Raw genomic sequence first — 23,518 nt, forward strand, 5'->3', positions numbered from 1 at the left:
TTCGGGGATCTCCGCCCCAGGGGTGGCGGAGACGGCCCAGCGCCAGGGGGCGCCGGGCCAAGAGGGCGGGGCCGAGGGCGGCCCCGCCCCGGACACGCTCCACGCCGTCCAGCGCGAGACCCTTCGCCCCGCCCGTGCCGCCGAGACCGCCATCGGTGAGCCCGTCGTGAAGAGCGCCCAGACCACGATCCGTCGCTTCAGCGGCAACAAGCGCACCGTCCGCGTCGGCCCGCTGCGGTTCACCGACGACGAGCACGCTGGCCTTCACGAGGCTGCTGCCGAGCACGGCTACAAGGGTGAATCCGGCTTTGCCGCCGACGTCGTCCTGGCCTTCATCGCCGGCCGGTTCACTGCCAACCTGCCCCTGTCCGAGGACCGCCGCCGCACGCACATGTTCCGCGCCCAGGTCCTGCGCCAGCTCAACCGCATCGGCGTCAACGTCAACCAGATCGCCCGCGCCCTCAACAGCGACCTCACACCACCCGACATACGCCACCGCCTCGACGAACTCCACCACCTGCTGGAACTGATAGCCCAGGCCCTGCGCCAGCCCGCCATCGAGGAGGAGGTCTCCGCATGATCGCCGCCATCAAGCGACAGGGTTCGAACACCCGCGGTCTGCTCGCCTACCTCTACGGCCGGGGAACCCACGACGAACACTTCGACCCGCACATCGTCGCCGGCTTCGCCACGCTCGGCATGCCCGACCCCGGCCGCGACGAGAAGGCCACCCTCACCGAACTCGCCCGCCACCTCGACGAGCCCGTGCGCCTGCGCAACAGCGAGTTCGGCAAGCCCGTCACCGACCACGTCTGGCATTGCCCCGTCCGCGCCGCCCCCGAAGACCACCACCTCTCCGACACCGAATGGGGCGAGATCGCCCAGCGCATGGTGGCCGCCGCCGGCATCGCTGCCGAAGGCGACGACCTGGCCTGCCGCTGGATCGCTGTGCGCCACGCCGACGACCACATCCACATCCTCGCCACCACCGTCCGCGAAGACGGCCGACGCCCCAAACTCCACGACAGCGGCATACGCGTCGGCGACGCATGCCGCGAGATCGAGAAGGACTACGGCCTGCGCCGCCTGAAGAAGGGCGACCGCACCGGCACACGCCGCCCGACCCAGGCCGAGATGCACAAGGCCGAACGCCTCGGCTGGGAACAGCCCGCCCAGGAGTGGCTCGAAGACCGCATCCGCGCCGCCATCCCGCACGTCACCGATACCGAGGAACTCCTCACCTACCTCGAAGCCGACGGCGTCCTGCTCCAGGTCAAGCGCGGCCCCTCCGGCGACCCCCTCGGCTACGCCGCAGGCCGCCCCGGCGACCTCAACGGCAAACAGGAACAGATCTTCCACCCCGGCGGGGGGATCTCCCCTGACCTCTCCCTGCCCAACCTGAAGAAACGGCTGGAGACCGCCACGCCGGAGGAACACCCCACCGCCCGCCGCAACCGGCCCAGCACCCCCTGGCACCAGGCCACCAACGCCCTCGACACCCTCCACACCGAGCTCGCCGACACGAGCGCAGGTGATGACGGGGACGCGCGGGCCCAGGCCCACATCGCCGCCCTCGGCGAAATAATCGAGGCCACCGCACAACGGATGCCGACGGATCTGCGCGTAGAACTTCAAGCCGCCGCGAAGGCGTTCGCACGCGCCCAGCGGTCCCAGATCCGAGCAGAAGATCGCGCCGCCGACGCCGTGCGCATCGCCGCCCGCGACATCATCAACACCGCCACCGGCCCAGACGGCAGCGCACTGGCCGCCCTGCTCTCGGCCATGGTCTGGGCGACCATCCTCGCCAGCCGCTGGCACGAGGCGAAGCAACACGCCCACCAGGCCGACGCCGCCCGCAGTGCCCTCCAGCACCTCCAGGCAGCCGCCGACCGCGCCCTCACACCGGTACTCACCGAACTACAGCACCGTCAGCCCAAGGAGCAGATCCGCCGCACCCTGGCCAGCGACGTCCGCTCAGCCGTCCCCGACCACGCCCAGCGGATCCTCGCCGACCCCGCCTGGCCCGCCCTCGCTACGGCTCTCGCCGACGCCGAGGCCGGCGGCCACAAGCCACACCAGCTCCTCAAGGAGGCCGCCGGCCAGCGTGAACTGGACACTGCCCGCCAGCCCGCCCGCGTCCTGATCACCCGCATCCAGCACACGAGCCGCAACCCCGTACCCAACCGCCGCGCCGAAGCCGCCCGGCGTCGTACAACCATGGCAGCAGACATCAATTCCTGGCAGGTTCAGGTCCCGCAGCCCATAGCGGCCACGCCCCCCACCAGCCAGCAGCACCGGCAGCGTCGGTAGATCCGACACCCTCGTGGGGCCGGCCGGCGGCAGTACGGACGGCCCCAGAAGGGCTCTGCCCCAGAGCTGGGCCGGATTCAGGCCCCAGCGGGCCGCCAGTGCTTCGGAGGCTTACAGGGTGCCGATTCCGGTGAGCACGCACCGACTGCACCGTGGCTGAATTGCGCACCCGCCAGGTCCCTTGTCAGTGCTGTATGTCATCGTCACTAACGGTGAGCTGAACGTATCGTCAGCGGCTCACGATGGGTTACGAGAAGAGAGCCAAGGGGGAGGCATGGCCGGCGACGGCTTTGACGTAGACACCGACCAACTCAAGTCCGCCGCTCCGACGTTCCACCGAGAGTCTGTTGCCCTGGAACGGGCGACGGCCCAGCTTCGCCACACTCTCGGTGGGCTGGGGGAGCCGTGGGGCGGTGACGAGCAGGGCAAGAAGTTCGAGCACGCCTACGCCCCGCACCAGGCGCAGATCGAGAAGGCGGCCGCGGCCCTGGTCAAGGGTCTGTCCAGCATCACCAAGGCCATAAACGACATGGCCGCCAACCACGAAGACGCTGACCACTCGGCCAAGTCCGGCTTCGAAGGTGGTAAGTGATGGGCGCTGCCGACAAGGCCAAGGAGATCGTCCAGGACCTCACCGGCATGTGGTGGCCGGAGGGCGACGAGGACGAACTCCGGGAAGCCGCCCGCGCTTGGCGCACCTTCGCGGACGATGTCGAGGACTGCACTGCCGCCTGCCACAAGAAGGCCCAGGATGTGATCGACAACAACAAGGGCAAGTCGATCGATGCGTTCGGGGAGTTCTGGCGCAAGTACCACGGCGGTAGCAAGGGTTACCTCGACGACGTGGCCAGCGCAGCCCGCGACATGGCCAAGGCCCTGGACAAGTACGCCGACCAGGTCGCCGAGGCCAAGAAGAAGATCGAGCACGAGCTGGAGATCGCCGGCGCGGTCCTGGTCGCCGGTACGGCCCTGGCCCTCTTCACCGGAGGCATCAGCGAGGTCGCGGCAGCCGGCGCCACCGAGGCGATCGTCGCCGCAGCAAGTACGGCGGGCGTCGCAGTCTCCGCCACTGTCGCCGAAATCGCCGGAACCGTCCTGGCCACCGCAGCCATCGGCAGCATCGAGGCCATCACGGTGGACGTGGTCGTTGCCCAAGGTGGCCGAAACCTGCTGGGGGACCAGAAAGGGTTCAACCTGTCAGAGGCCGCTGAAGCCGGCGTGGTTGGTGGAGCTCTCGGAGGCGTTTTCGGGGGCGTAGCCCGTGGGGCAAGGGTCCTCAAGGACGCGCGTCTCCCCGAGGTCTCGGTAGCCGAACTCCGTCTGGCATCCAAGGATGAATGGATCACTGGTGCTCGGCGACGCCCGCGCGATCTGTTGGACGTCGATCAACAAAGCAAGTGGGCAGATGACGCCTACGCCAATTTCATGCAAGACTCTCGCGACATCGGAGCTATCAGCAAATATACCCGAGATGTCGTACGAGGAGACGGGACCAAAGGGTTCTCTGAAGAGGAAATCGCCAGCGTTAAGAAACATGTCTTCGATACCGAGCACCCCATCGAAGACTACGAAACCGGCCGGGTCGTTACTCGAAAATTTGATGCCGATCCCGAAATCGCTGACGCTTGGATTCGCCTGCGGTCTGGCATCTCCCTACCTGAAGATCACATCTTGCTAGAGCATGAGCTGACAGAGCTTAAATACCTTCGCGAGAATCCAGGGGCGACCTACCAAGAGGCGCACAGAGTAACAAATGAGACGTATAATTGGGAAAGAAACATTCCGTTGAACAAGCGCCAAGACTTTGAAAGCGAGTGGGGCTAGTGGCTTCGCTGGTATATTTTAAGAAGCTCTCAGAGGACTCCGACTCCATTGTCTACTCATTCGGCCCAGAGCCTTCCGAGATGGATCGGAAGTTGACGATGGACCGGACTACGCATAGGCCGCAGCCGGGCGACGGGGACATCGACTACTTGTTCCTCAAAGCGTCGTGGAAGATCGCTGCTATCTATAACGAACGGAATGAATGGCCTGAGCGCGGGATGAGTGCCAGCTGACCTTTCGTCCCCCTCGCAGATCTCAGTGACGACGCGCCTCCGATCCGGCATGTGGCCGGATCGGAGGCGCTTTTCGCTTTGCGGCCGTGGCTGCTCTGAACCCTAGGATGCCCAGCCCGCGTCGACGGCAGTGGACACTGCCGAAGGCCCGGGAAAGTCCGCAGGCAGGGCATCCGTGATCACTTCATCGACGCACTTCCCGAGCCAGTAGCCCGCCTGTCGGAGTCGCCCGGCTGGACGGAACCCAGCCTTCTCATAGGCCGTGATGCCGGCCTGGTTCGGCCGCCCCAGGACCTTGAGCCACACCATGCGCAGCGAGCCGAGGTGGAACGCCCAGTCGAGCGTTAGACGGGTGGCCTCGGCTGCGTAGCCCTTCCCCCGCGACTCGGGGGCGACGAGCATGATGTACTGCGCCGTGCGGACAGCCTGGTCGACGTACAGGACCGTCATACCGACCGGTTGCTGTCTTCCTCCGGTGCCGCCCGGGCTTCGGGTGCGGTGAGCCCCGGGCTTCACGCGGCACGGTGTGGACGTGGCGCACCGGGGCAACGAGGAACGGATCGGCTGGCAACCTCCTCCTCCATGGCACTGCAGATCAGGGGCCACGGCACCTGAAGATTCGCGCTGGCCGCCCAATGCTGGTGGAACGCTCGAACAATGGCGCTAGACCCAAGCCGTATAAGCCCCGGCGGGATGTTCGCGATCACTCGCCGGGCGACGCCGCCAGCGCCCCTCGCCGAGGGCATGATGCCGCTCCCCAGGAGCAGAGTCGCCGTACGGATCGCGTCTAGGACAGAGACCGGCGCAGCGTCAACGAACGGGCCGAAAACCAGCTTGTTCCAGTCCCGACGCGTCCGCGCCCAAGCGAGGCGTTCGAGCCCTGTGCCCAGATCCAAAGCCATGCGGTCGGGATTCTCCCTGTCCCACAGAAGGACGAGGTCGCCGACGGTGAGGTACAGGTGGTTGAACATTAGGGTCACTCCGGCGACCTGCCTGCGCTGCCACACCTCGACACGCCCGTGGACCTCTATGTGCCGTGCGTGAAAGCCGAGTTGGGAGAGGACGAAGAGCCAGTCGTCCAGCGCCTCGGCGTAGTCGTCAAGGCCGGCGATGGGCTGAACCTGGGAGACGTTGACGAATGCGGTCAGGAAGCCGTCGAGCAGGTCTCCGTGTTCATCACGGTCTCCGGTGAAGCGGACCACGGGCTGCGGAAGGAAGCCCTTGCGATAGGGGTTGACACGGCCGTCCTTGAGCACGGGATCGAGCGCCTGCACCGCGGAGATCGTCAGTTCTGTCTCGCGGCCCCAGCGCAGGGGCAGGCAGTCGTCCCGTGTGACACCTCGGGCCGCAAAGGCCGTGGTCAGGGTCGACAGCAGCTGATCCCATGAAGGAACCGAGCGCGGCGGGATGTATGGAGTGCCGCGGTCACGGTGACGAATCTCGAAGGTGCGGTTGGCAGGGGCGGTAAGGGAGAACTCCCATTGAGGGCCGAGAACGTGGCGTAAGGCTGAAACTGCCTGGTGAGCGCGCGAGTGGCTCTCCATCAGAGCGCCGCCAGAGCCTTGAAGTGGCTCGTGGGGTCGAAGCGCGCCAATCCTGTTGCTTGTACGTCGAAGTGGTCGAGTGCGGAGGCACGCTCGATGGCCTCGGCAAGCGCTTGGGCTGCGCTCTCGTCGTCGTCTGCGGGGTCTGCAACGACCGTGGCGCCTGTGCGGTCGCAGATCGCCGCTTGGGCGCAGGTGCCGTCACGCCAGGTCAAGGCGGCGATGGGGGTTCCGGCACGCAAGGACTCGCCGAAGACGGCAGCGCCGGCCTCCACGTAATGCCGCGCGTAGGTGTAAACGAAGACTGAGCCCTCGGCAATGGCGGCGGTTTTGGCCGCCCCTCCCAGTTCACCGACCCATTCCACGTGGTCCGCCGCGAAAGTCCTCTCGAAGCGGCGGACGTAGTCCTCATCGAAGACGGGGCCGACGATGCGTATCCGGCGGCCGAGAATCTGTGCCGCCCGTACGGCGAGGTGGGGCGCCTTGTCCTCGTCTATACGACCGAGCCACACGAGGTCGCGGCCCTTCACGGCCGGAGGCTCCTCTTCGTCGAGCCCCAGGTGGACGGCGAGCTCGGCGGTCGGGTTGTGGGTGGCGTACCGCTCGACCATCTCGGGCGAGTAGCAGTAGAGCCGTGAGCGATCGCCGTCGAAGGCAGTGGGGGTGTGCTGGAACGTCGGCGAGTGCTGGAAGGTGGCAACGTCGCAGTCCAGCTCGCGCCAGGTTCTGACCCATGACGGCCGGGATGGGTATTCGTGGCCGACGACGAGGAGCTCGTAGTCGGCGGACTTCAGGTCGCGCTCGGCGAGGGAGCCTGCGGTGATGTCCTCAAGGCGGACCGGCTTGCGGACCCATTGGTCTTCGAGGTCCGCAAGCCAGCCCGGCCCGAGGAGATGCACGTCGGCGCCTGCGGTGCGGGCTCCTACAGCGACTGCCCAGAGCCATCGTTCGATCCCGCCGTATCCGGCCGGGGGGAATGCGTAACTACCGGGGAAGTCGCAGACGCCGACCAGCACTTATTCCTCCGAGGGGGTTCCGTCCGCCTTGATCCGGCGGAAGCCGAGGTACTTCACGAGGGATTCGGGCAGCAGGACCGAGCCATCGGCCTGCTGGTGTTGCTCAAGGACGGCCGCGAGGGTGCGGCCGATCGGCAGTCCGGAACCGTTGACCGTGGCTGCCGGGGTGGGCTTGCCGTTCTCGTCACGGGTGCGGATCCCCGCGCGGCGGCCCTGGAAGGTGCCGAAGTCGGAGACCGAGGAAATCTCGCGGTAGGTGGCCTGGCTGGGCAGCCAGACTTCGAGGTCGTACGTGAGCTGGGCGGAGAAGCCGGTGTCGCCGGCGGCGAGCGTGACCACTCGGTAGGCGAGGTCCAGTTCCTTCAGGCACGCCTCGGCGTGGCCGACCATCTTCTCCATCTCGGCGCGGGCCTGGTCCGGTGCGGCGATACGCACCATCTCGACCTTGGCGAACTGGTGCTGGCGGATCAGGCCGCGAGTGTCGCGGCCGTACGAGCCGGCCTCCGAGCGGAAGCACGGGGTGTGCGCGGTCAGCGCGACCGGGAGCTCAGTCGGCGGGATGATCTCGTCCGCGTACAGGTTCGTGAGCGGGACCTCGGCCGTGGGGATCAGGAACAGGTCCCGGTCCGCGACGCCCGTCTTGAACAGGTCCTCCTCGAACTTCGGCAACTGGCCCGTCCCGGTCATCGTCTTACGGCTGACCAGGAACGGCACCGAGTGCTCGACGTAGCCGTGACGGCGGGTGTGCAGGTCCAGGAACAGCGTCGCCAGCGCGCGTTCAAGGGCCGCGCCGACACCGCGCAGGACGCTGAAGCGTGGCCCGGACAGCTTGGTCGCCCGGCCGAAGTCCAGGATGCCCATGGCCTCGCCGAGGTCGACGTGGTCCTTGGACTCGAAGGAGAGGGCCGGCGGGGTGCCGACGCGGCGCTGTTCGACCGCGAACTCCTCCGAGTCGCCGTCGGGCGCCTCGTCGGCGGGCAGGTTGGGGATGGTGAGCAGCAGCTCGGTCAGCTCCTGCTGGATGCGCTCCTGCTCGGCCTCGGTCTCCCGGATCTGCTCCTTGAGCTTGCGCGCGGTCTCCTTGAGGGCGGAGATGTCACCGCCCGCCTTCGCCGTTTGCTGGACCTCCTGCGCGATGCGCTTGGACTCGGAGCGCAGCTCGTCAGCGGACTGAATGCTCTTGTTCCGACGGGACTGGAGGCTCTCCAGAGAGGAGAGGTCCAGCGTGTAGCCACGGCGGGCCAGGCGACGGACGGCGTCCTCGCCCATGTCGATCAGAACGCGAGCATCATGCATCGGGAAGATCCCTCTGTGCGTGCGGATGGTTTACCCGATCGAAGGTAGCAACATCCGGTTCTGGCTCCGCTCGGGTTTTCTCCGCATCACACCGCGGTTCCGAAATGCTGTCGGGCTCTGCGGCAATCTCGGATAGGAGACTCTTCACGCAGCGCAGCAGATCCTCGTCCTCGAACGAGATCGGCTGTGCGTAGGGCGCCTCAGGGAAGAACAGCGGCATGGAGTCGCCGGCGGACCGCTCCCGGTACCAGTGGAGGACCGAGACGAGTAGCCCATGGCAGACGATCACCCGTGGGCTGGGGTGCTCCACGGCCGCCTGAAGCCCCTTGAGCATGCGCTTGATGCCCTCCCGCTGGGATTCGCGCGCTCCTGGTGGCCGGCGCCGTCCTCCGTGCTGCTCCAGCCAGGAGGCGTACTTCAAAAACGGGCCTCCTTCGAAGTCGCCGTAGTCCAGCTCGTTGAGCTGCGGGTCGACGATCGGGCCCGGCTCCGGGACGCCCATCAGCCTCGAAGCCGTCTGACGCGCCCGCGGAAACTCGCTGGAGAGCCATGTGGACACCTGCCGCAAGGGCAGCGTGTGCCAGACCAGGCCGCAGGACAGGAGGCCGTCCTTGCTGAGCGGGACCGGTCGTGTCGGATCGCCGTTCACGAGGTACTGACGGCTGTAGTGGGTCTCAGCGTGGCGCAGGATGTGCGTCGTCATGCCTGCCTCACCCCTCCAAGCCTGATGCCATCAGCGCGGCCAGGACGTCTGCGGCCAGTTCCTGAGCCTGATCGCCGATCTCCGTGTAATAGAGGAGCCCGTCCAGGGCGACAGCCCGACACCATGCGGAGATCTCCGGAACCGGGATCCGGGATATCCGTGACGCGATAGCCATACGCTGGAAAGTCGCCTGACCGAGGCCGTAATAGACGCTCCAGAACGCCCAGTCGTATACCGCGTCACCGACCATCGGATGCGGATCAATGAGCCTGGCGTTCCGCCGGGCATCGAAGACCACGTTCTCCCGGTAGAGATCGGCATGGAGGACCGTCGTACGGGCGGGCGACTCCCTGAGCGCGTGAAGCTCGGGCACTGCCTCCCGTACGAGCCACTCACGCCGTCCGAGATCCAGGGCCGCCGCCCGTCGGGCCACGCGTGGCAGCACCGTGTGCTGGAGATGATCTCCCAGCCGGGGGAGCGCCGGCCGGCCCTGCTTCGCGCCAACCGCATGCAGCCCCTGGATCACCGCGGCCACCATCTGGACTTCCCGCTCGGGTCTGGCCGTGCCGCCCGGCCGGCCGCCCACCAGTTCCATCGAGGCCACTGACAGGTCGTCCGCGGTCTCGATGACGTCCGCCGTCGGGCCACTGCCCCACAGCCGTAGCGCAGTGACCTCGTCGCGATAGCGGGCGGATTCGTACCAGGCTTTGAGCAGGACGGGGACATCATGAATGTCTCTGGCCACGGCGACGACCGAGGAGTGCCCTGCGTCGTAGTAGCCCCGTAGCCTCAGCTTCCATCGCTCGGCGGCCTTCTCCAGGAGCTGCGGGGCGGTGTCGAGCCACTTGCCGGCAGCGGGACCGTAGTGAGCCAGAAGTCGGTCCCGTGCTCCCGGGAGGACGCTGCCGAGCGATCCTGCCGTCATCAGCTCAGCACCAGCCCGTATGAGACGAGCTCGTCGGTCAGGGCAGGGAACTCGTCCATGGCCTCGTTGACGAGGGCTTGCACCTTGTCGACCTCCACATCGGGAGACGAGAGTCGCACCAGAATGCGCCATGGCTGATCGAGCCGCTGGCCGGTTGTGCTGACGAGGTGGACCTCGGCATGCTCGCCCGTGGCTTCGTGCAGACGGTGCGCCAGCCGTTGCGCCGCGATGTTGTAGAGCTTGCCGACGTGGTAGACGGGGTTCTTGCCGTTGACACCCTCTAGGTTCATGGGTCGCAGGGGCGTGATCAGACCGTTGACCCGGTTCCCCCGACCGACGACTCCCTCGTCCCCGGACTCGATCGAACTGCCTGTGTAGGTGAGATACAGCTCGTCCTTCTCGGGGACGTCACGGGCGTTGAGCCGGAAGCCGACCGTGGCGCCGGAAAGCCTTAGTGCGGCCATGCGGCGGCACTCGTCGAGCACGGTCTCGGCGTTACGGATGTACTCCGCCCGGCTAGGGACATGGCGGGACTTCTGGGGCACGCACAGTACGACGTCGGCCTGCTCTCCGTCCCAATAGCCCATGAGCTTGACGTCGGAGCCACACCAGGAGTGAGCGCGGGTGAAGTCGCTGTCGCCGGAGAAGTGGTTCACGAGCTCCCGCACGAACGACTCGAAGGCGTTCTCCGGCGCCCATCCCGTCCCCAGCGACGTGTCGTTCGACAGCCGTACCCGCCGCTCGCGCAGGTCATCGATCGAGCGCGGGTTGAACCACCGCGTGCGGTCGGGGACTGCGTCACCGGTGAGCACGGCTCCGGGGCTGGAGTTGCTGGTGACGTTGAAGACGATGTCGAGATGATCGGAGACCTCTGGGAGCCGCTCGGCGAAAAACGCCCGGATCTCGGCCTCAACGATCTCGGTAGTCGGGATGCGCTCGCCGCCGCACATGGACGCCGCCCTGCCGTTGACCAGAACCCGGACGGGCGCGGTCATACCCCCACCGCCGTACCGGACCTCGCTGGCCCCGCCGAGCAGGGCGAGCTTGTCGAAGTTGTGGTGCAGGACGGCGCCGAAGTGGCGAACGGTGTAGCGGCTGTAGGCCCGGGACAGCCTCTCGGCCAGGTGGTCGGCGAGGGTGTCCGGGTGACCGAGACCCTTGCGCTCCACGATCGTGGTCGCGTCGGGCCGGGCGGCACCGGTTTCGATCACCAGATGGCTGTTGCCGAAGGTCGTGCTCGTGCGGGGCATGAACGTGCTCCCATCTCAAGGTCGACGGCTGAGCGACTGATGATGAGTGAAGCCGTCTGGCGATCGGGCGGGAACGTTTCTAGGGGGTTTCTCTCGGCGTCGAGGGCTCTCATGCGCACGTCAGCATGGGTAACCTGCCCATCACTGCACGCAGTTGACGGGAGGCATGTCGTGACTGGTGAGTCGTTAGCAATGCACCCACTGACCTTCGTCCGCCAGTCGAGCGGATGGGGGAAGGCTGAGCTCGCCCGACTCATGCAGGCGCGGGGGAAGGAGCTGGGCATCTCTCTGGCGACCAACCGCACCACCGTGTGGAAGTGGGAGCAGGGCCAGGAACCGGACGCCGACGCTCAGCTCGTCCTCGCCGACCTGCTGTGCGTTCCGTACGAACGGGCCCAGGAGGAAGGATGGCCGCGGTGGCTGCCCGTGTGGGAGGTCACCGGGCTTACTGCCCCCTGGACAGAGGCCGGTACCGTCGAGGCGCTGGCTGACCTGGTGGGGAGCGGCCGCATGGACCGTCGGGGGTTCCTCACCATCACCGGCGCCGCCCTGACGGGGCTTGCGGCGAGCTGGGCCGAGGCGCCCTCCGCCTTCGCCTCCGCCCTCAACGGAGACCGGGTCACCGACACGATGGTCTCGACGATCGAGCAGCGCATCAGCACGCTCCGCACGCTCGATGACCAACTCGGAGGCGCCCGACTCCTGGAACAGGCACGAGGCGATCTCGCCCTGATCACCAGCCTCCTGGGCACCGGCCGATACACCGACAAGATCCGTCTCCGTCTGTACTCGTTGGCGGCCCGAGTGTCACATCTGACGGGCTGGATGGCCTACGACGCAGGGCTGCGCTCCGCGGGACAGCGGTACTACATCGGGGCCATGCGCAGCGCCCGAACCGCCGGCGACGACGCCTTCGGGGCCTTCGTCCTGGCGGAGATGGGTGTCCACGTCTCCGAGGCCGGACGGACCGCCGAGCGAGTCGACCTCATTTCGACCGCCATCGACAACGCGCCTAGAACGCTGTCGCCTTACGCTCAATCCTTCCTCTACCTGCACAAAGCTGAGGCGCTTTCCCGCGACGGCGATCACCAGAGGGCAGGTACGGCGCTCAACCGTGCCGCTTTCCTCTGGGAGCGCCACACGGTGGAGGAGAATCCGGACTGGCTCGACTGGTTCGGCGAGGCACAACTGAAGTCGACCGAGGGCAAAGTTCTTTTGCGTTCTGGCCAGTTGGACCGCGCGACAGCCTCCCTGGAGACTTCCGTAAAGAAGGCCGCCCCTCGCGACAAGGCTGTACGGTCCGCCCGTCTGGCCGAGGCCCGCCTCGCCGGCCACGACCTGGAGGGGGCCCTCGACGCCGCCAACTACGGTGCCGAGCTCCTCGAAGACAAGGTCAGCTCCGTGCGTGCCACGGACCGCCTGAAGGAGTTCTCCGAGCAGCTCCAACCCCACAAGTCCGTCCCGGCTGTCCGTGAATTCCGCGAGCGCCTCCATGCGCTGCCCGATGCCGCCTGATTGGTACGGACTGCTCGCTCCCAAGGAGCCCCTCGGAGCAGGCGGCTGCAATGTCAGGATGGAACGCATGACGACGATCAACGGTGAGGTCGCAGCCGGGTTCGAGCCAGTACGCGAAGCCTTCGCGGCGAACTTCGATCACCACGGGGACATCGGTGCGGCAGTGTGCGTGTACAAGGATAGCTGGCCGGTAGTGGACCTGTGGGGTGGGATGGCCGACCCCGCCACCGGTCGTCCGTGGGAGCGGGACACCCTGCAACTGGTCTACTCGGCAACCAAGGGCGCCACGGCCACCGCAGCGCATTTGCTAGTCCAGCGAGGCGCGCTCGACCTGGATGCCCCTGTGGCCAAGTATTGGCCGGAATTCGCCGTGAACGGCAAGGCGGAGATCCCGGTGCGGTGGCTGTTGTCCCACCAGGCCGGCTTGGTCGCACTGGACCAACCGGTGCCGCTGGCCGATGCGCTGGCCTGGCAGCCAATGGCAGACGCACTAGCCGCTCAGCGTCCTCTGTGGACCCCAGGCACGGCGCACGGGTACCACGGCCGGACCTGGGGCTGGTTGGTCGGCGAGGTCATCCGCCGCGTATCCGGCCGTACGCCAGGCCGTTTCTTCGCCGAGGAGGTCGCCACCCCCCTGAGCCTTGACTTCTTCATCGGGTTGCCAGCGAGTGAACGCGACCGTGTCAGTCGGATGGTGTACCAGCAGCCCGAGATCGACCTCACCACCCTGCCCACGGAGTCGATCCCCGAGGAGCTCCGCGAACAGGTCACGGCCTGGCGCGACCCGAACTCATTCAGCAACAGGGCGTACCAGGTCACCGACCCGGCCGCGATCGACTTCAACTCCCCTGAGGTGCAGGCCGCGGAACTCCCGGCCTCCAACGGCATCAGCACCGCACGCGGACTGGCTCGGATGTACGCCACGGTGATCGGCGAGGTAGACGGCGTGCGCTTGCTCAGCCCGGAGACCCTGGTGTCGGCGACCGAGGAGCAGGCCAGCGGCAGGGACCAGGTGTTGGTGGCACCAAGCCGGTTCAGCTCCGGTTACATGCTGCCCACCGAGACCAACCCCATGATCGGACCGAACTCCTTCGGCCACACAGGCCGAGGAGGCTCACTCGGCTTCGCCGACCCAGAACATGGCATCGCGTTCGGCTACGCAATGAACCACATCATCGGGGGCCCTGACGATATCCGTGCGCCGTTGCTGGTGGACGCAGTACGGAGGTCGCTGGCGTAACGGACAAGGGCAGCACTCTTCTGCTCCAGGGCATAGCCATGGCGGCCGATTGTCTTCGTTGGCACGGATTGACCTCGCAGCGATCGCCTGAGCTCTTCAAGCTCCTGTCTGTAACCTCATCGGCAGTGGCCGTGATCTGAGAGTGGGCGGGGAGATCATGACGGACGAGGAGATTCGGCAAGCCCTGGATCGGGCGCGCAAAGCCCTCGACAAGATGGGGGTGTTTGAGCGCCCGCATGGCCTCCGCTGGGCAGCAGCCCACGGGATTGTGCTTTCCGTCTGGCGCAATGGTCCCATTGAGGACGCCCATGCCTCTCCGCCGACCAAACGGCGCAAGCGCCTGCATGACGGCGTGATGTTTGCCCGCAACACATGGCTGACACAACAGGCGTTTGACGTCCTGGGGAGCAGCAAGAGCTACCGCCTGCTACGCCTCGAACGTGTGATCTTGGATGGTGACGCGATCTGGCCCGGGACCGACGGGACGCTGACGGACTTCGGCTGGGGCTTCCTCGGCGAGATCAAGAACCACGTCAAGCAGCGCATCAACACACTGCTGCATTTTGAAGATCAGCTCTCTCCGGACGACTTCCTGGTCTTCGCGGGTGCCCCACAGATCGGAACCCATGTCGGCCACTTCGGCATGCCGAAGTGGCCTGCATGCGTGAACGCGGCAGTGCACCGTCTCCGCGGCGAGGACGAGGAGTTCTTCCGCGAGTGGGATGATCTGATGCAGCGCGTCGGGCCGGCGCCGGATACGGTCACCTCCGACCTTGAGGCGACGGAGAAGGTGCTGCTGAACGCGCCTTGGGAACTCGGCGCCGAGGTCCTCAAATGGTTCGCCTGGAACCCGATCCTGCACTTGGAATAGCGGCCCTCCCCTCCACCACGGACGGCATGGCCAAGGGCGTATAGAGCACGCTCGACAACCAGCATCGTCGTCCGAGCCGAACGCTCCCGCCAAAGAAACCTGCCGAGGGACCGAGGCCCATGTACTGGATGCTTGGAAAACGTGCGATCGAGCTTCTCAGCACACTTCGATGTGCTCTGCCGACTGAGCTGACCTGGGAAGCACGGGGCACACCCCTGCAGCGTTTTCGCGAGCACGGGGTCGAGGGCCTGCCCGTCCGGTCGTCGAGACGCTCGGGCAGCGGAATGCGGGAACATCACCATTCTGGTTGTAGGAGCTCGACGGGACCGGTACCACGGTCACCATGTACCGATGGTCGCCGCTCAACGATCGACAGCTGGCCTTGCTCACCCGAATCGGAGAGGGAACGAATCCTGTTACCTCCGAGAGTTCGGAACTCGCCGTCACCGCCCGTGCCCTCAAGAGCCGTGGCCTCATCACCATGCCCAAGCATGGGGGGAAGTGGCAGGCGGAGATCACCAATGACGGTCGCTTCTACCTGGAACACGGTCACCACCCGGACCGGCCCGAGCCGGCCCCGCGCAAGCAACGACCGGTAGCCGCCGAGCCCAAGCCGACGGTTGCGGCACCTCGCCCCCAGCGAGTGGTGCCCCCACCTGCGCCGAAGCCGACACCAACGCGTGCCGCGAAGCCTCCCCGGCAGTCGCCAGCGGAGGTCGGCGCGGCCTTAATCGCGCAGGTGCAGAAGGCCGGTCGGTTCCTTCGAATCCCCGACCCGAGCACCGAGGAGCGGGCCCGCTATCGACGGGCGTTCGACGCAGCGCGGCAGTGTGCGCCGGAGGGCTACCACCTGAAGTACAGCGGGCGGGCGAAGGGGGACTTCTTCCTCGGCCTCCTCCGGGTGACAGGCGAGGACGACACCGAATGGAACCGGATCCGCCTGGCACGCAGCCGAGTGATCACCGACGTCGAGGATGTCATCGCGGCGGTCACCGCGGACCACAGCGCCTTCGAGATCTCGGACGAGGTACTCCCACGGGTGGTCTCCCTTCTTCGGCTCCTCGCCGAGCAGGCCCTCGCACGGCATGGCGAGATCGCGGTGTCCAAGAAGCGCAGGCAGCCGAGGCCGCTGCTCACGATCCATGGCAGAACGTACGAGATCAGTTTCAGTGAGCGACAGAAGCAGGTCAGGTACGTGCCTAAGCAGCCGGGAAGACGAACGTATGACTGGCAGCGGGTCACCCCGGCGCACCGGTTCGAACCGTCCGGCGAACTGGAACTGGTCGTGAGCCATGCCTCGGCCTACAGCAGCGGCTACCACTACGGCTGGAAGAAGGAGTGGGGCGACACAGCCAAGAAACCGTTGGAGAACCAGATCAGCTCGATCTTCCGGGCGCTGAAGGCCCGCGCGGAGGAAGAGGAGCGGGCTCGGCTGGCGCGGGAGGCGGAGCAGCAGCGTCTGCGTGAGGAGCGGGAGCGCCTGGCAGAGGAACGTCGCCTGCGAGAGGCCAAGGAGCAGGAGGAGCGCCGTCGGCGGGAGGCTGAGGCGGAAGAGCGCACGCGGCGGGAGTGGGAAGCGGCGGTCAGCGTCGCGACGATCAAGGCAATGGACGCCGTGCGGGTCGATCGGTTCGGCACCGCCCTGGCGCAGTGGCGGGCCGCCGGGGAGATGCGGGCCTTCTGCGCCGCGCTCGATGAGGCCGCCTCCGTCTCGGATGACGCTCACGAAGCCGGGCGGCTAAGAGAGTGGTCAGCGTGGGGGAACGCTGAAGCCGACCGGCTCGACCCGACCGTGGCCGGCAGGGGCCTGACCGGCCACAGCCTCCACGCGAAGCCCACGGACGACCAACTACGACCCTTCCTCGATGGATGGCACTCCCAACGGCCGGAGAAAGAGAAACCTCCGAAGAAGGAGGAACCCAAGGCGGAAGCTGAGCCGCCCAAGCCGGAGCCGGAGCGGTGGCGCAGCTTCACCGACGAACGTCTGGATCAAGGCTGGAGATATGGGTCCCGAGGTCGCGCTCAATGGTGGAGGCGATGACACCGTGCCCACGGTCGCGCAGGGCCTTCACCGACTTCTCCACGAGCTTCCCGAGCCGGACGACCTCGTCGCGCAGGGCGACCAACTCGTCGTAACGATCCGCCTTGTCCTGGCCGCACCACTCCCGGACGGTCCGCAGGACGGCCGCTTCCTCGTCCAGCTTGCGGTCGTCCCTGCGGCTGTAGGAGTACCAGGAGGATTGGGTGCGCTCCTGATCGACAGCCTGCTGTCTGCGGTCCACCTCGGGGAGGATGTCGTCGGCAAGTCGGCCGGCCACGTGACGCGCGAGCCGCTCAGTGACCGGCCACCCGGCCAGACACTGCCCCTCGCGATTCTCGTGGACCATCGGATCACCCCGAAGCTCCGCGGGTTCCAGCCCGACAAGCCTGGCGCCTTCGTCGAGACAGCTCATCTCCAAGATCCCAGCGTCAGCAGCGCCGCGCCGCAGGCGCAGCTTGCTCTTCGGGCGGACAAATCCAAGCACGAACCGCGCCGCCTCAAATTCGGCACTTCCTCGGACGCTCCGCGACGCTGCGGCCAGCGCTCGCTCGCGCGCATCGTCCGCGCGGAACGCCTCGACGTCCTCCCACCGCGCCACGAGAGAATTCGGGTTGACCCACTCCTGCAGTCCCGCGTCATCACCTTCGAGAAACCGCACGTGGAGCCATCCAGACCTGCCGCTCCCACCCACCCGAACGATCTCAACTTGGCGAACCGCGGCGCCCAGCTCCTTCGGCCGGGCGCGGTAGGCCCAGTTCTCACCAATCTCCATGTGCCTATTCAGCCAGGTCTGTCACTCCCGTCGCCCAGCCATTGCGAAAAGAAGCAGGAGATGGAGAGCAGGGCCCCCTGATGTTCCCAGCCACGGCCGCCTGTCCGTCCCAGTTGGCCGAACGGTACTCACGGCGGCAACCGTCCAAGCTTCAATGGTCAAGCCAGGACGATCGCAGCGGCCGCAACGTCGTGAGACGTGCATGCCGGGCGACTCCCCAGTAGCCAGCCCGTTCACCGGAGGATCCCGCATTGACGCCCGTGACACAGAGCTTCCCGATCGGATCGATCGTCCTGTACATGGGGAACCGCGCCAACGTCACCGGGCACACAGCCGACGGCGACGTCGAGATATGCATGCTCAACACGGGAAGCGAACTCTCCGTCTCTCCAGACAGGCTGTCGCCCCTGACGCCCTCTGCCCCGCCGCGGCCCTCCCGGACCGGGCTGATCTTCGGCACCGGAGTAGCCGGGGTGTTCGCCCTGGCAATGATCTACGGGCTCTTCGACACCGCCGCCAGCGAGCCCAAATCGGCAGTCCCGCAGACATCGCCGTCGGCGGACGCGTCCGTTCCCTCTTTAGAGGCAACGCCAACAACGCCGGCCGCCCCTCGCTCTCGTGACGCCACCCCGTCCGTGGCCCCCAGCTACGGGGCAGGAGTGCCCGCGTGGGTCAAGCGCCTCCGGGGCGTGAAGGCCGCGTACATCCAGCCTGGCAACCCCGAAGAAGCGAACCCAGCCGACCGTCGCGACTCGATTCAGATCGAGTTCACCGGCGGCGACGCCGGCCAACACTGCACCGCAGCGAGGGACCTGGCTGAGACCCAATACGGCATTATCGTCACCACCCCCACCGGCATAGCGGTGGACTCAAACGACTGCCTCAGCGTGAACCTCGATACGCCCTGAGAGCCATGCTTGTGGTCTCAGTTCTGGTCTCTTTCGCGTCCGTCCGGCCCCGTCCGAACGGGGCCACCCCCGACGCTCCGCCGCAGGTCAGGACACCCACGTCCCCCGCCGGACTCCCAGACGAACATTTGGAAAGCGTGTTGGGGGCAACCCCTCACGAGTTCGAATCTCGTATCCTCCGCCTGATGGAAGGCCCCGACCGGTTCGCCGGTCGGGGCCTTCGTCGTTCTCCCGGCTCGGTTTCCGTCTCAGTCGGGTCGACCTCAGGGGATGCCCAGAGCGCGTCCCCGATCTGCGCCGCGACCTTCAGGAGCATCGGACCGGTGATGTGCATGTACCGAGCGCGCATCGTGCCGCTCCCCTCGGCTCCAAGCCCATGATCGCGTCGACCACGACGTCCCGGACGCCGAGGAGCAGCGGGAGGCTCCCCGGTGCCACCGCCAGGGCGACCACCCACCGCGCTCCGTTGCGGAGCCTGGCAGCCTCAACGAGGAGGCTCAGCACCTCCTCGATCGTGAAGGATTCGGTATGCACCTCTTGGCGTCGCAGCGCTTGGCGATCCGGGCGACGTTCGTGGACAGGCGTTTACGCCATACCGTCTCGCTCAGGGTGGTGCGAATGGCCCGATGGACTGGCGGGCAGCACTGGCCGAGCTCCCGGAGCCCTGCATCTTCCGGTAGAAGGCGCTACAGGGGTGCTCCAAGCAATGCAGCTTGGAGTTTCCGGGCCGAGCGCTCCAACTCGAAGGGTGCCTTGTCTGAGGCCTGGGAAGAGACAGGCATCCACGCCGAGGTGACGAGCTCACGGAGTTCTACAGGAACACGACCCGAAGCATCGTCGCCTTGGTCTTCCGCCGCAAGTCCATGTCCGAGGTCTATGCGCCCCGTTCCTGAACGCCCTGAGCGGAGCATTCCTCACGTACGAAGTCATGACGGCAAGCGCCTGACACCGCGCGCTAGAACTTTCCCTACTCCTCAAGGCCCGCGCACGACGCGGGGCGCACCGCCTCGGCGGCGCGGCCTGCCTCCTGTCTTCGCCCCGCTTACCGCCCGGCGGCGCACTCGCGGCGGGCACATCGTGTGGAGAAGCCCTCGCTGGCTGGGGCTGTCGGCTCCAAGGCTTTAAGGCAGCCAATTTGGCGCGAGCCTCGAAGATCACGACGCAAAGATCGAACACTAACGGGCAGGCTCACAAACCTGCCCGATCCGCTGGCTAGCGAAATGGACCATGATCGCTCGCGCCACATCAGATCAGAACAAAGCCGCTCCACCGACCTCGCTGAAGAGCATGACAGGTTGCGATTCTAAGCCGTTACTCGATCTCAGGAAGCGAATTCCAGCTTCCAGCAATCCGGAAGGCGTCTTGGAGTTTGTTAATGCCGATTCGAGCCGGCTTGAGCGATTTCCTTAGGGGGGAGCTCATTACCTCGAAAAGCGTCAGCATGGAGAGTACGCCCGACATTTGCGTGATCAGCGATTGAAGCTCCGAGGGCTCTCCGCGTAGACTTTCAGCGAATTGTCTTGCGGCTTCACGCGCTTCAGGATGCCCAGTTCGAGACAGCTGCTCAATCATGAGTCGCATAAGGGCATCCGTCTCGGCTGCCGTATCGGCGAGTGCCGTTCCGGCGTTTCTGAGACGGATCGAAGGATCTTTTGCTTTGCTTGCCATGCGAAGAGAAACGGCTTGCATTTGCTGAGGTGTTTTCTGGTTCGAAAAGGACTCCATATCTTCGGAGATGGCCTCCACCCATGCTTCAACAGCATGGCCGGCTTCCTCCATCTCCTCCTCGACTCGCGCTGAGAGAGTTCCTAGGTCCGACATCCCTTGCAGCAGGTCGCCATCCTCACCATCAATGGCAGCATCTGAGGGGAGTGCGGGTTGGCCAGCTTCCCTACGCGCCTCCTGTTCGGCCTCAGCCGTCCCTACGATGTCGATGAGCTCGTCGGTGAGCTTGCTGAGGGTGGTCCGCCACTCCGGCGTTCCCGGGCCAGCAAGAAATGCAGACTCAAGGTTGCGATATTGCAACGCCTCAATAATGCGCACTTCCGGGATCTGATGGTCGGCGGTGATTGATTTAGCGCCAGCAATCACGACCGGAAGGATCAACTCTTTGACCCCCAGACGCTCTGCGCTGCTTTTGAATGCGATCAGCTCGTCGCGACAAGCGGCGCGATTGAAATACTGCATCGTAATGATTGGCATAAAGATCATGGCATTGTTGAGATCATGATCAATCTCTGCGCGCCAATTCTCGCCCCAGCCAATGCTTTGCCTATCAAAGAAAACCGCGAGCGAATTCCCTGTCTTAGCCGAATAAAAGTTGCTAAGATCCTTCGCGAAGATGGCGACTGCCTCATCGAACAGTTCATTATCTTTATGGGCATAACTAATGAATAGCCGGTGGGACTGCTCAATGCTAGGCACGGTGACCATCGCTAACTCCTTGTTGTGCCAACTGATCAAGGGAGAGCCGCCAAGTAGCCCCGCAGCTTAGTGCCTGTCGGAGCAGCGTGGCCCGGTAACCGCGAAAGAAAGCGAGCGTCATCCGGTACCGTGCCAGTTGGCGAATGCGTGATCTGCGGTGAGCGGCCGCCACCTGGTTCCGGTGCCGCGACTGGCATGATCGCCCCTGGGCCGTCTCTGGGTTGTGCGAGGGTGCCCGAGGCCGATCAGTGGTGGCCGACAGTGACAGGGAAAACCCAGGTCAGAGCTCCCCAGCCTGACAGGCTTCCCCGGGGGTGACGATCAGGCAAGATGCAGGCTTGGATTCCCGCCCCAACCAGTTGGATGAGGCTGGTTGGTTGGTGGGTGACCACGAGCATTGCCCCAGGGGCATCTGCAAGCTCAACCGCGACGTGCATGGCGTCCGCTCCACGGCCTGAGGACAGGTCGGTCTGCGACGCAGCCGCCGGCGATAGGCCGTACCGTCAACAACGATGCGTCGCGCTCCCCTGCGGTCCAGTGCCATGGCCCCGCCCCGACAGCGAGGATGCTAACGATTCCGGCTCTGCTGATCGTCTCAGTTTCCGTCTCATTCAGCGCCGTTCGGAGCCGTTCGGACAAGACCGAAGTCGATAGCCGCTCCCACGGCCGACCTCCCATGAACGCAGGTGAATAGCCCCCGATGACGCATCCAGACTCACCAACAGACTTGAAAGCGTGTTGGGGGCAACCCCTCACGAGTTCGAATCTCGTATCCTCCGCCTGATGGAAGGCCCCGACCGGTTCGCCGGTCGGGGCCTTCGTCGTTCTTCCGGCTTCCGGTGGTGGGCTGCTCCGGTGGCTGGGATCGACGCGCTGAGTTTTTTGGGGTCCGTGTACAACCCCTGGGCTGTCTTGTGGGTCTTGGGGGCGCTGATCATCCCGTGGCCGCATGGGCAAGTCCGGGCGAATGCGGGAGATCCGGTCCGCCCGTACGAGGGGTGCTTGCCCGGCACCCCGCATGTTTCAGGAGAGCGTCGATGCAGAAGAAGCTCCGCACCGCCCTGGCCGCCGCATCGGTCGCCGCGCTGACCGGTGGCCTGCTGGTGGTCACCGCCGCGCCGTCTACGGCGGCCTCCGCCAAGTTCGCGGACGACTTCAACGGTGACGGGTATCGCGATCTCGCGGTTTCCGCGCCGGGCACAGTCGTCGGGGGGCACGACCAGGCGGGAGCGGTGGTCATCACCTATGGCTCGGCCGGCGGCCTGCAGAGCGGCAGGACGCAGGTCGTCTCGCAGAGCTCCAGCGGGGTGCCCGGCGCGTCCGAAGAAGGAGACCGTTTCGGCGCGGCCACCGCGGCCGGCGATTTCAACAACGACGGTTACGCGGACCTCGCCGTCGGTGCCCCCGGCGAAGACACCACCGCGGGGTCGGGCACCGGTGAGAACGTCGGGGCGGTCACCGTGCTGTGGGGCAGTCGCACGGGACTGTCCGGTGGGACCGCTCTGGAGACTCCCCCGGTGGCCCACCCGGCAGGCTACGGCCAAGTTCTCGCCAGTGGTGACTTCGACGGTGACGGCCTCCACGACGACGTCGCGGTCGGCCTGTCCGGGGACAACTCGGTCTTCCTCTACCGGGGCGGCACCACCAAGAGCAGCACCCTCGGGGGACGAACGGGCTTCCCCGCCACGTCCCTGACCGAGGTCATCTCGCTGGCCGCGGGTGACGTCGACGCCGACGGTGTCGACGACCTCGTGGTCGGCGGGCACAACAGCGACAGCCGGGAGCTCTACAAGCAGTCCCTGTATCTCGGACGTGCCTCGTCCCGGCCCGAGTACGCGGGCGATGCGGGACACGGCCAGACAGCCGCAGTCGGAGATGTGGACGGCGACGGGTACGCCGACATCGTCACCGGTCACCCGTGGGATCAGCGGTCCTCGATGGCGGGCACGACTCTGGGGGGCAACGTTTCCCTCACCTACGGCTCGGCCGGCGGCCGTGACACCTCGCGCCCCACCGTGACCATCACCCAGAACACCGAGGGGATCCCCGGCGCCTCGGAAACGAACGACAACTTCGGGCACGCGGTGGCCCTCGACGACATCAACGGGGACGGCAGGGCAGACCTCGTCGTCGGCGCTCCCTACGAGTCGATCGGCGCGGCGGAGTCCACGGGCTCCGTCACGGTGATCCCGGGTTCCGCCAGTGGTCTCGCCACGACCTCGGCACACGCGTACGACCAAGGAACCACCGGGGTCCCGGGCGCGGCGGAGGGCGGTGACCATTTCGGGGAGGCCGTGGCACTGACGGACACCAACGGTGACGGGAAGGCGGACCTCGCCGTCGGCGCCTCCGGGGAGAACAACATGGACGGCGCTGTGTGGTCCCTCAAGGGACGTGCTTCCGGGCTGACCACGACCGGTGCGGTGAGCTTCGGCGCGGGAACGGCCGGGCTGCCGACGAGCCAGTGGCCGGAGTTCGGAGTCCTGATCACGGGGTGACGACGGCTGAGGTGCGCACCGCTCCCGGCACCTCGCCCACCGGCCGCATCCTCACTTCGAGCGGCCCGCCCCCAACGGCCACCCACCCCCACTCACTCCTTCCTTATTGCATACAGTTCGCAAGTGCGTAGTGCAGGCAACTACCCTG

19 protein-coding genes are annotated in these 23,518 nt (G+C 66.3%); 10 read left to right on the top strand and 9 right to left on the bottom strand.

The genetic code is table 11. The features are described 5' to 3' along the window. Positions 1–22: 22 nt before the first annotated feature. From ACGF4C_RS01160 to ACGF4C_RS01175, 4 genes are all read left to right on the top strand, one after another. Positions 23–580 (top strand): MobC family plasmid mobilization relaxosome protein, encoded by a 558-nt coding sequence (locus ACGF4C_RS01160; protein ID WP_393562269.1) that lies wholly within the window; start codon positions 23–25, stop codon positions 578–580. Next, complete coding sequence (locus ACGF4C_RS01165; protein WP_393562270.1) at positions 577–2,310, top strand: relaxase/mobilization nuclease domain-containing protein; 1,734 nt, start codon at positions 577–579, stop codon at positions 2,308–2,310. The genes ACGF4C_RS01160 and ACGF4C_RS01165 overlap by 4 nt, the downstream gene beginning before the upstream one ends. A 274-nt stretch (positions 2,311–2,584) precedes the next feature. Beyond that, positions 2,585–2,902, top strand: a complete 318-nt coding sequence (locus ACGF4C_RS01170; RefSeq protein ID WP_393562272.1) for a WXG100 family type VII secretion target — start codon at positions 2,585–2,587, stop codon at positions 2,900–2,902. After that, positions 2,902–4,134: a WXG100 family type VII secretion target gene (locus tag ACGF4C_RS01175; RefSeq protein ID WP_393562273.1), complete on the top strand. Its 1,233-nt coding sequence runs from the start codon at positions 2,902–2,904 to the stop codon at positions 4,132–4,134. Before ACGF4C_RS01170 ends, ACGF4C_RS01175 begins: the two co-directional genes overlap by 1 nt. 335 nt (positions 4,135–4,469) lie before the next feature. Here ACGF4C_RS01175 and ACGF4C_RS01180 read toward each other — a convergent pair whose 3' ends face one another. The 7 genes from ACGF4C_RS01180 to ACGF4C_RS01210 all read right to left on the bottom strand — a co-directional run bounded on the left by ACGF4C_RS01180 (position 4,470) and on the right by ACGF4C_RS01210 (position 11,101). Continuing rightward, a complete protein-coding gene (locus tag ACGF4C_RS01180; RefSeq protein ID WP_393562274.1) occupies positions 4,470–4,817 on the bottom strand; it encodes a GNAT family N-acetyltransferase in 348 nt (115 codons plus the stop codon). A gap of 62 nt (positions 4,818–4,879) precedes the next feature. Then, complete coding sequence (locus tag ACGF4C_RS01185) at positions 4,880–5,911, bottom strand: hypothetical protein (protein WP_393562276.1); 1,032 nt, start codon at positions 5,909–5,911, stop codon at positions 4,880–4,882. Then, positions 5,911–6,810, bottom strand: a complete 900-nt coding sequence (locus tag ACGF4C_RS01190) for a glycosyltransferase (RefSeq protein ID WP_393562278.1) — start codon at positions 6,808–6,810, stop codon at positions 5,911–5,913. Before ACGF4C_RS01190 ends, ACGF4C_RS01185 begins: the two co-directional genes overlap by 1 nt. Before the next feature lie 117 nt (positions 6,811–6,927). Then, the gene (gene serS, locus ACGF4C_RS01195; protein WP_393562280.1) at positions 6,928–8,223 is read right to left on the bottom strand and encodes a serine--tRNA ligase; all 1,296 of its coding nucleotides are present in this window, start codon (positions 8,221–8,223) and stop codon (positions 6,928–6,930) included. Further along, on the bottom strand, positions 8,216–8,926 hold the full coding sequence (locus ACGF4C_RS01200) for a histidine phosphatase family protein (RefSeq protein WP_393562282.1): 711 nt from the start codon (positions 8,924–8,926) through the stop codon (positions 8,216–8,218). Before ACGF4C_RS01200 ends, serS begins: the two co-directional genes overlap by 8 nt. Before the next feature lie 7 nt (positions 8,927–8,933). Then, positions 8,934–9,851 (bottom strand): aminoglycoside phosphotransferase family protein, encoded by a 918-nt coding sequence (locus tag ACGF4C_RS01205; protein ID WP_393562284.1) that lies wholly within the window; start codon positions 9,849–9,851, stop codon positions 8,934–8,936. Further along, on the bottom strand, positions 9,851–11,101 hold the full coding sequence (locus tag ACGF4C_RS01210; protein ID WP_393562286.1) for a methionine adenosyltransferase: 1,251 nt from the start codon (positions 11,099–11,101) through the stop codon (positions 9,851–9,853). Before ACGF4C_RS01210 ends, ACGF4C_RS01205 begins: the two co-directional genes overlap by 1 nt. 192 nt (positions 11,102–11,293) lie before the next feature. On the opposite strand from ACGF4C_RS01210, the gene ACGF4C_RS01215 reads away from it, so the two are divergent. From ACGF4C_RS01215 to ACGF4C_RS01230, 4 genes are all read left to right on the top strand, one after another. Then, a complete protein-coding gene (locus ACGF4C_RS01215) occupies positions 11,294–12,616 on the top strand; it encodes a transcriptional regulator (protein WP_393562288.1) in 1,323 nt (440 codons plus the stop codon). A gap of 67 nt (positions 12,617–12,683) precedes the next feature. Next, on the top strand, positions 12,684–13,856 hold the full coding sequence (locus ACGF4C_RS01220; RefSeq protein WP_393562289.1) for a serine hydrolase domain-containing protein: 1,173 nt from the start codon (positions 12,684–12,686) through the stop codon (positions 13,854–13,856). 157 nt (positions 13,857–14,013) lie between these two features. Beyond that, positions 14,014–14,727, top strand: coding sequence for a hypothetical protein (locus ACGF4C_RS01225; protein WP_393562291.1), 714 nt, complete (start codon positions 14,014–14,016; stop codon positions 14,725–14,727). Between the two features lie 343 nt (positions 14,728–15,070). Further along, positions 15,071–16,768, top strand: a complete 1,698-nt coding sequence (locus tag ACGF4C_RS01230) for a PE-PGRS family protein (protein ID WP_393562292.1) — start codon at positions 15,071–15,073, stop codon at positions 16,766–16,768. Here ACGF4C_RS01230 and ACGF4C_RS01235 read toward each other — a convergent pair. Continuing rightward, positions 16,698–17,540 carry a PE-PGRS family protein gene (locus tag ACGF4C_RS01235; RefSeq protein ID WP_393562294.1) on the bottom strand — a complete coding sequence of 281 codons (843 nt, stop codon included), beginning with the start codon at positions 17,538–17,540 and terminating at the stop codon, positions 16,698–16,700. The genes ACGF4C_RS01230 and ACGF4C_RS01235 overlap by 71 nt on opposite strands. A gap of 251 nt (positions 17,541–17,791) precedes the next feature. Here ACGF4C_RS01235 and ACGF4C_RS01240 point away from each other — a divergent pair, with 251 nt between their 5' ends. Then, entirely contained in the window at positions 17,792–18,448 is a 657-nt protein-coding gene (locus ACGF4C_RS01240) for a hypothetical protein (protein ID WP_393562296.1), read from the top strand. 1,311 nt (positions 18,449–19,759) lie between these two features. On the opposite strand, the gene ACGF4C_RS01245 is transcribed toward ACGF4C_RS01240, so the two are convergent. Beyond that, positions 19,760–20,881, bottom strand: a complete 1,122-nt coding sequence (locus ACGF4C_RS01245; RefSeq protein WP_393562298.1) for a toll/interleukin-1 receptor domain-containing protein — start codon at positions 20,879–20,881, stop codon at positions 19,760–19,762. Between the two features lie 1,028 nt (positions 20,882–21,909). Between ACGF4C_RS01245 and ACGF4C_RS01250 the strand changes: the two genes are divergently transcribed. Beyond that, complete coding sequence (locus tag ACGF4C_RS01250; RefSeq protein WP_393562300.1) at positions 21,910–23,370, top strand: FG-GAP-like repeat-containing protein; 1,461 nt, start codon at positions 21,910–21,912, stop codon at positions 23,368–23,370. The last annotated feature ends 148 nt before the right edge of the window (positions 23,371–23,518 follow it).

It is taken from the genome of Streptomyces sp. NPDC048197, assembly GCF_043202395.1.
Lineage (GTDB): Bacteria > Actinomycetota > Actinomycetes > Streptomycetales > Streptomycetaceae > Streptomyces > Streptomyces siderophoricus.

Excerpts from the sequence above, each read along its gene's own strand:
- ACGF4C_RS01245 (WP_393562298.1), bottom strand. The coding sequence starts at position 20,881 with ATGGTCACCGTGCCTAGCATTGAGCAGTCCCACCGGCTATTCATTAGT.
- ACGF4C_RS01210 (WP_393562286.1), bottom strand. The coding sequence starts at position 11,101 with ATGCCCCGCACGAGCACGACCTTCGGCAACAGCCATCTGGTGATCGAA.
- ACGF4C_RS01215 (WP_393562288.1), top strand. The coding sequence starts at position 11,294 with ATGCACCCACTGACCTTCGTCCGCCAGTCGAGCGGATGGGGGAAGGCT.
- ACGF4C_RS01205 (WP_393562284.1), bottom strand. The coding sequence starts at position 9,851 with ATGACGGCAGGATCGCTCGGCAGCGTCCTCCCGGGAGCACGGGACCGA.
- ACGF4C_RS01225 (WP_393562291.1), top strand. The coding sequence starts at position 14,014 with ATGACGGACGAGGAGATTCGGCAAGCCCTGGATCGGGCGCGCAAAGCC.
- ACGF4C_RS01200 (WP_393562282.1), bottom strand. The coding sequence starts at position 8,926 with ATGACGACGCACATCCTGCGCCACGCTGAGACCCACTACAGCCGTCAG.
- ACGF4C_RS01250 (WP_393562300.1), top strand. The coding sequence starts at position 21,910 with ATGCAGAAGAAGCTCCGCACCGCCCTGGCCGCCGCATCGGTCGCCGCG.
- ACGF4C_RS01185 (WP_393562276.1), bottom strand. The coding sequence starts at position 5,911 with ATGGAGAGCCACTCGCGCGCTCACCAGGCAGTTTCAGCCTTACGCCAC.
- ACGF4C_RS01230 (WP_393562292.1), top strand. The coding sequence starts at position 15,071 with ATGTACCGATGGTCGCCGCTCAACGATCGACAGCTGGCCTTGCTCACC.
- ACGF4C_RS01235 (WP_393562294.1), bottom strand. The coding sequence starts at position 17,540 with ATGGAGATTGGTGAGAACTGGGCCTACCGCGCCCGGCCGAAGGAGCTG.
- ACGF4C_RS01165 (WP_393562270.1), top strand. The coding sequence starts at position 577 with ATGATCGCCGCCATCAAGCGACAGGGTTCGAACACCCGCGGTCTGCTC.
- ACGF4C_RS01180 (WP_393562274.1), bottom strand. The coding sequence starts at position 4,817 with ATGACGGTCCTGTACGTCGACCAGGCTGTCCGCACGGCGCAGTACATC.
- ACGF4C_RS01170 (WP_393562272.1), top strand. The coding sequence starts at position 2,585 with ATGGCCGGCGACGGCTTTGACGTAGACACCGACCAACTCAAGTCCGCC.
- ACGF4C_RS01175 (WP_393562273.1), top strand. The coding sequence starts at position 2,902 with ATGGGCGCTGCCGACAAGGCCAAGGAGATCGTCCAGGACCTCACCGGC.
- ACGF4C_RS01220 (WP_393562289.1), top strand. The coding sequence starts at position 12,684 with ATGACGACGATCAACGGTGAGGTCGCAGCCGGGTTCGAGCCAGTACGC.
- serS (WP_393562280.1), bottom strand. The coding sequence starts at position 8,223 with ATGCATGATGCTCGCGTTCTGATCGACATGGGCGAGGACGCCGTCCGT.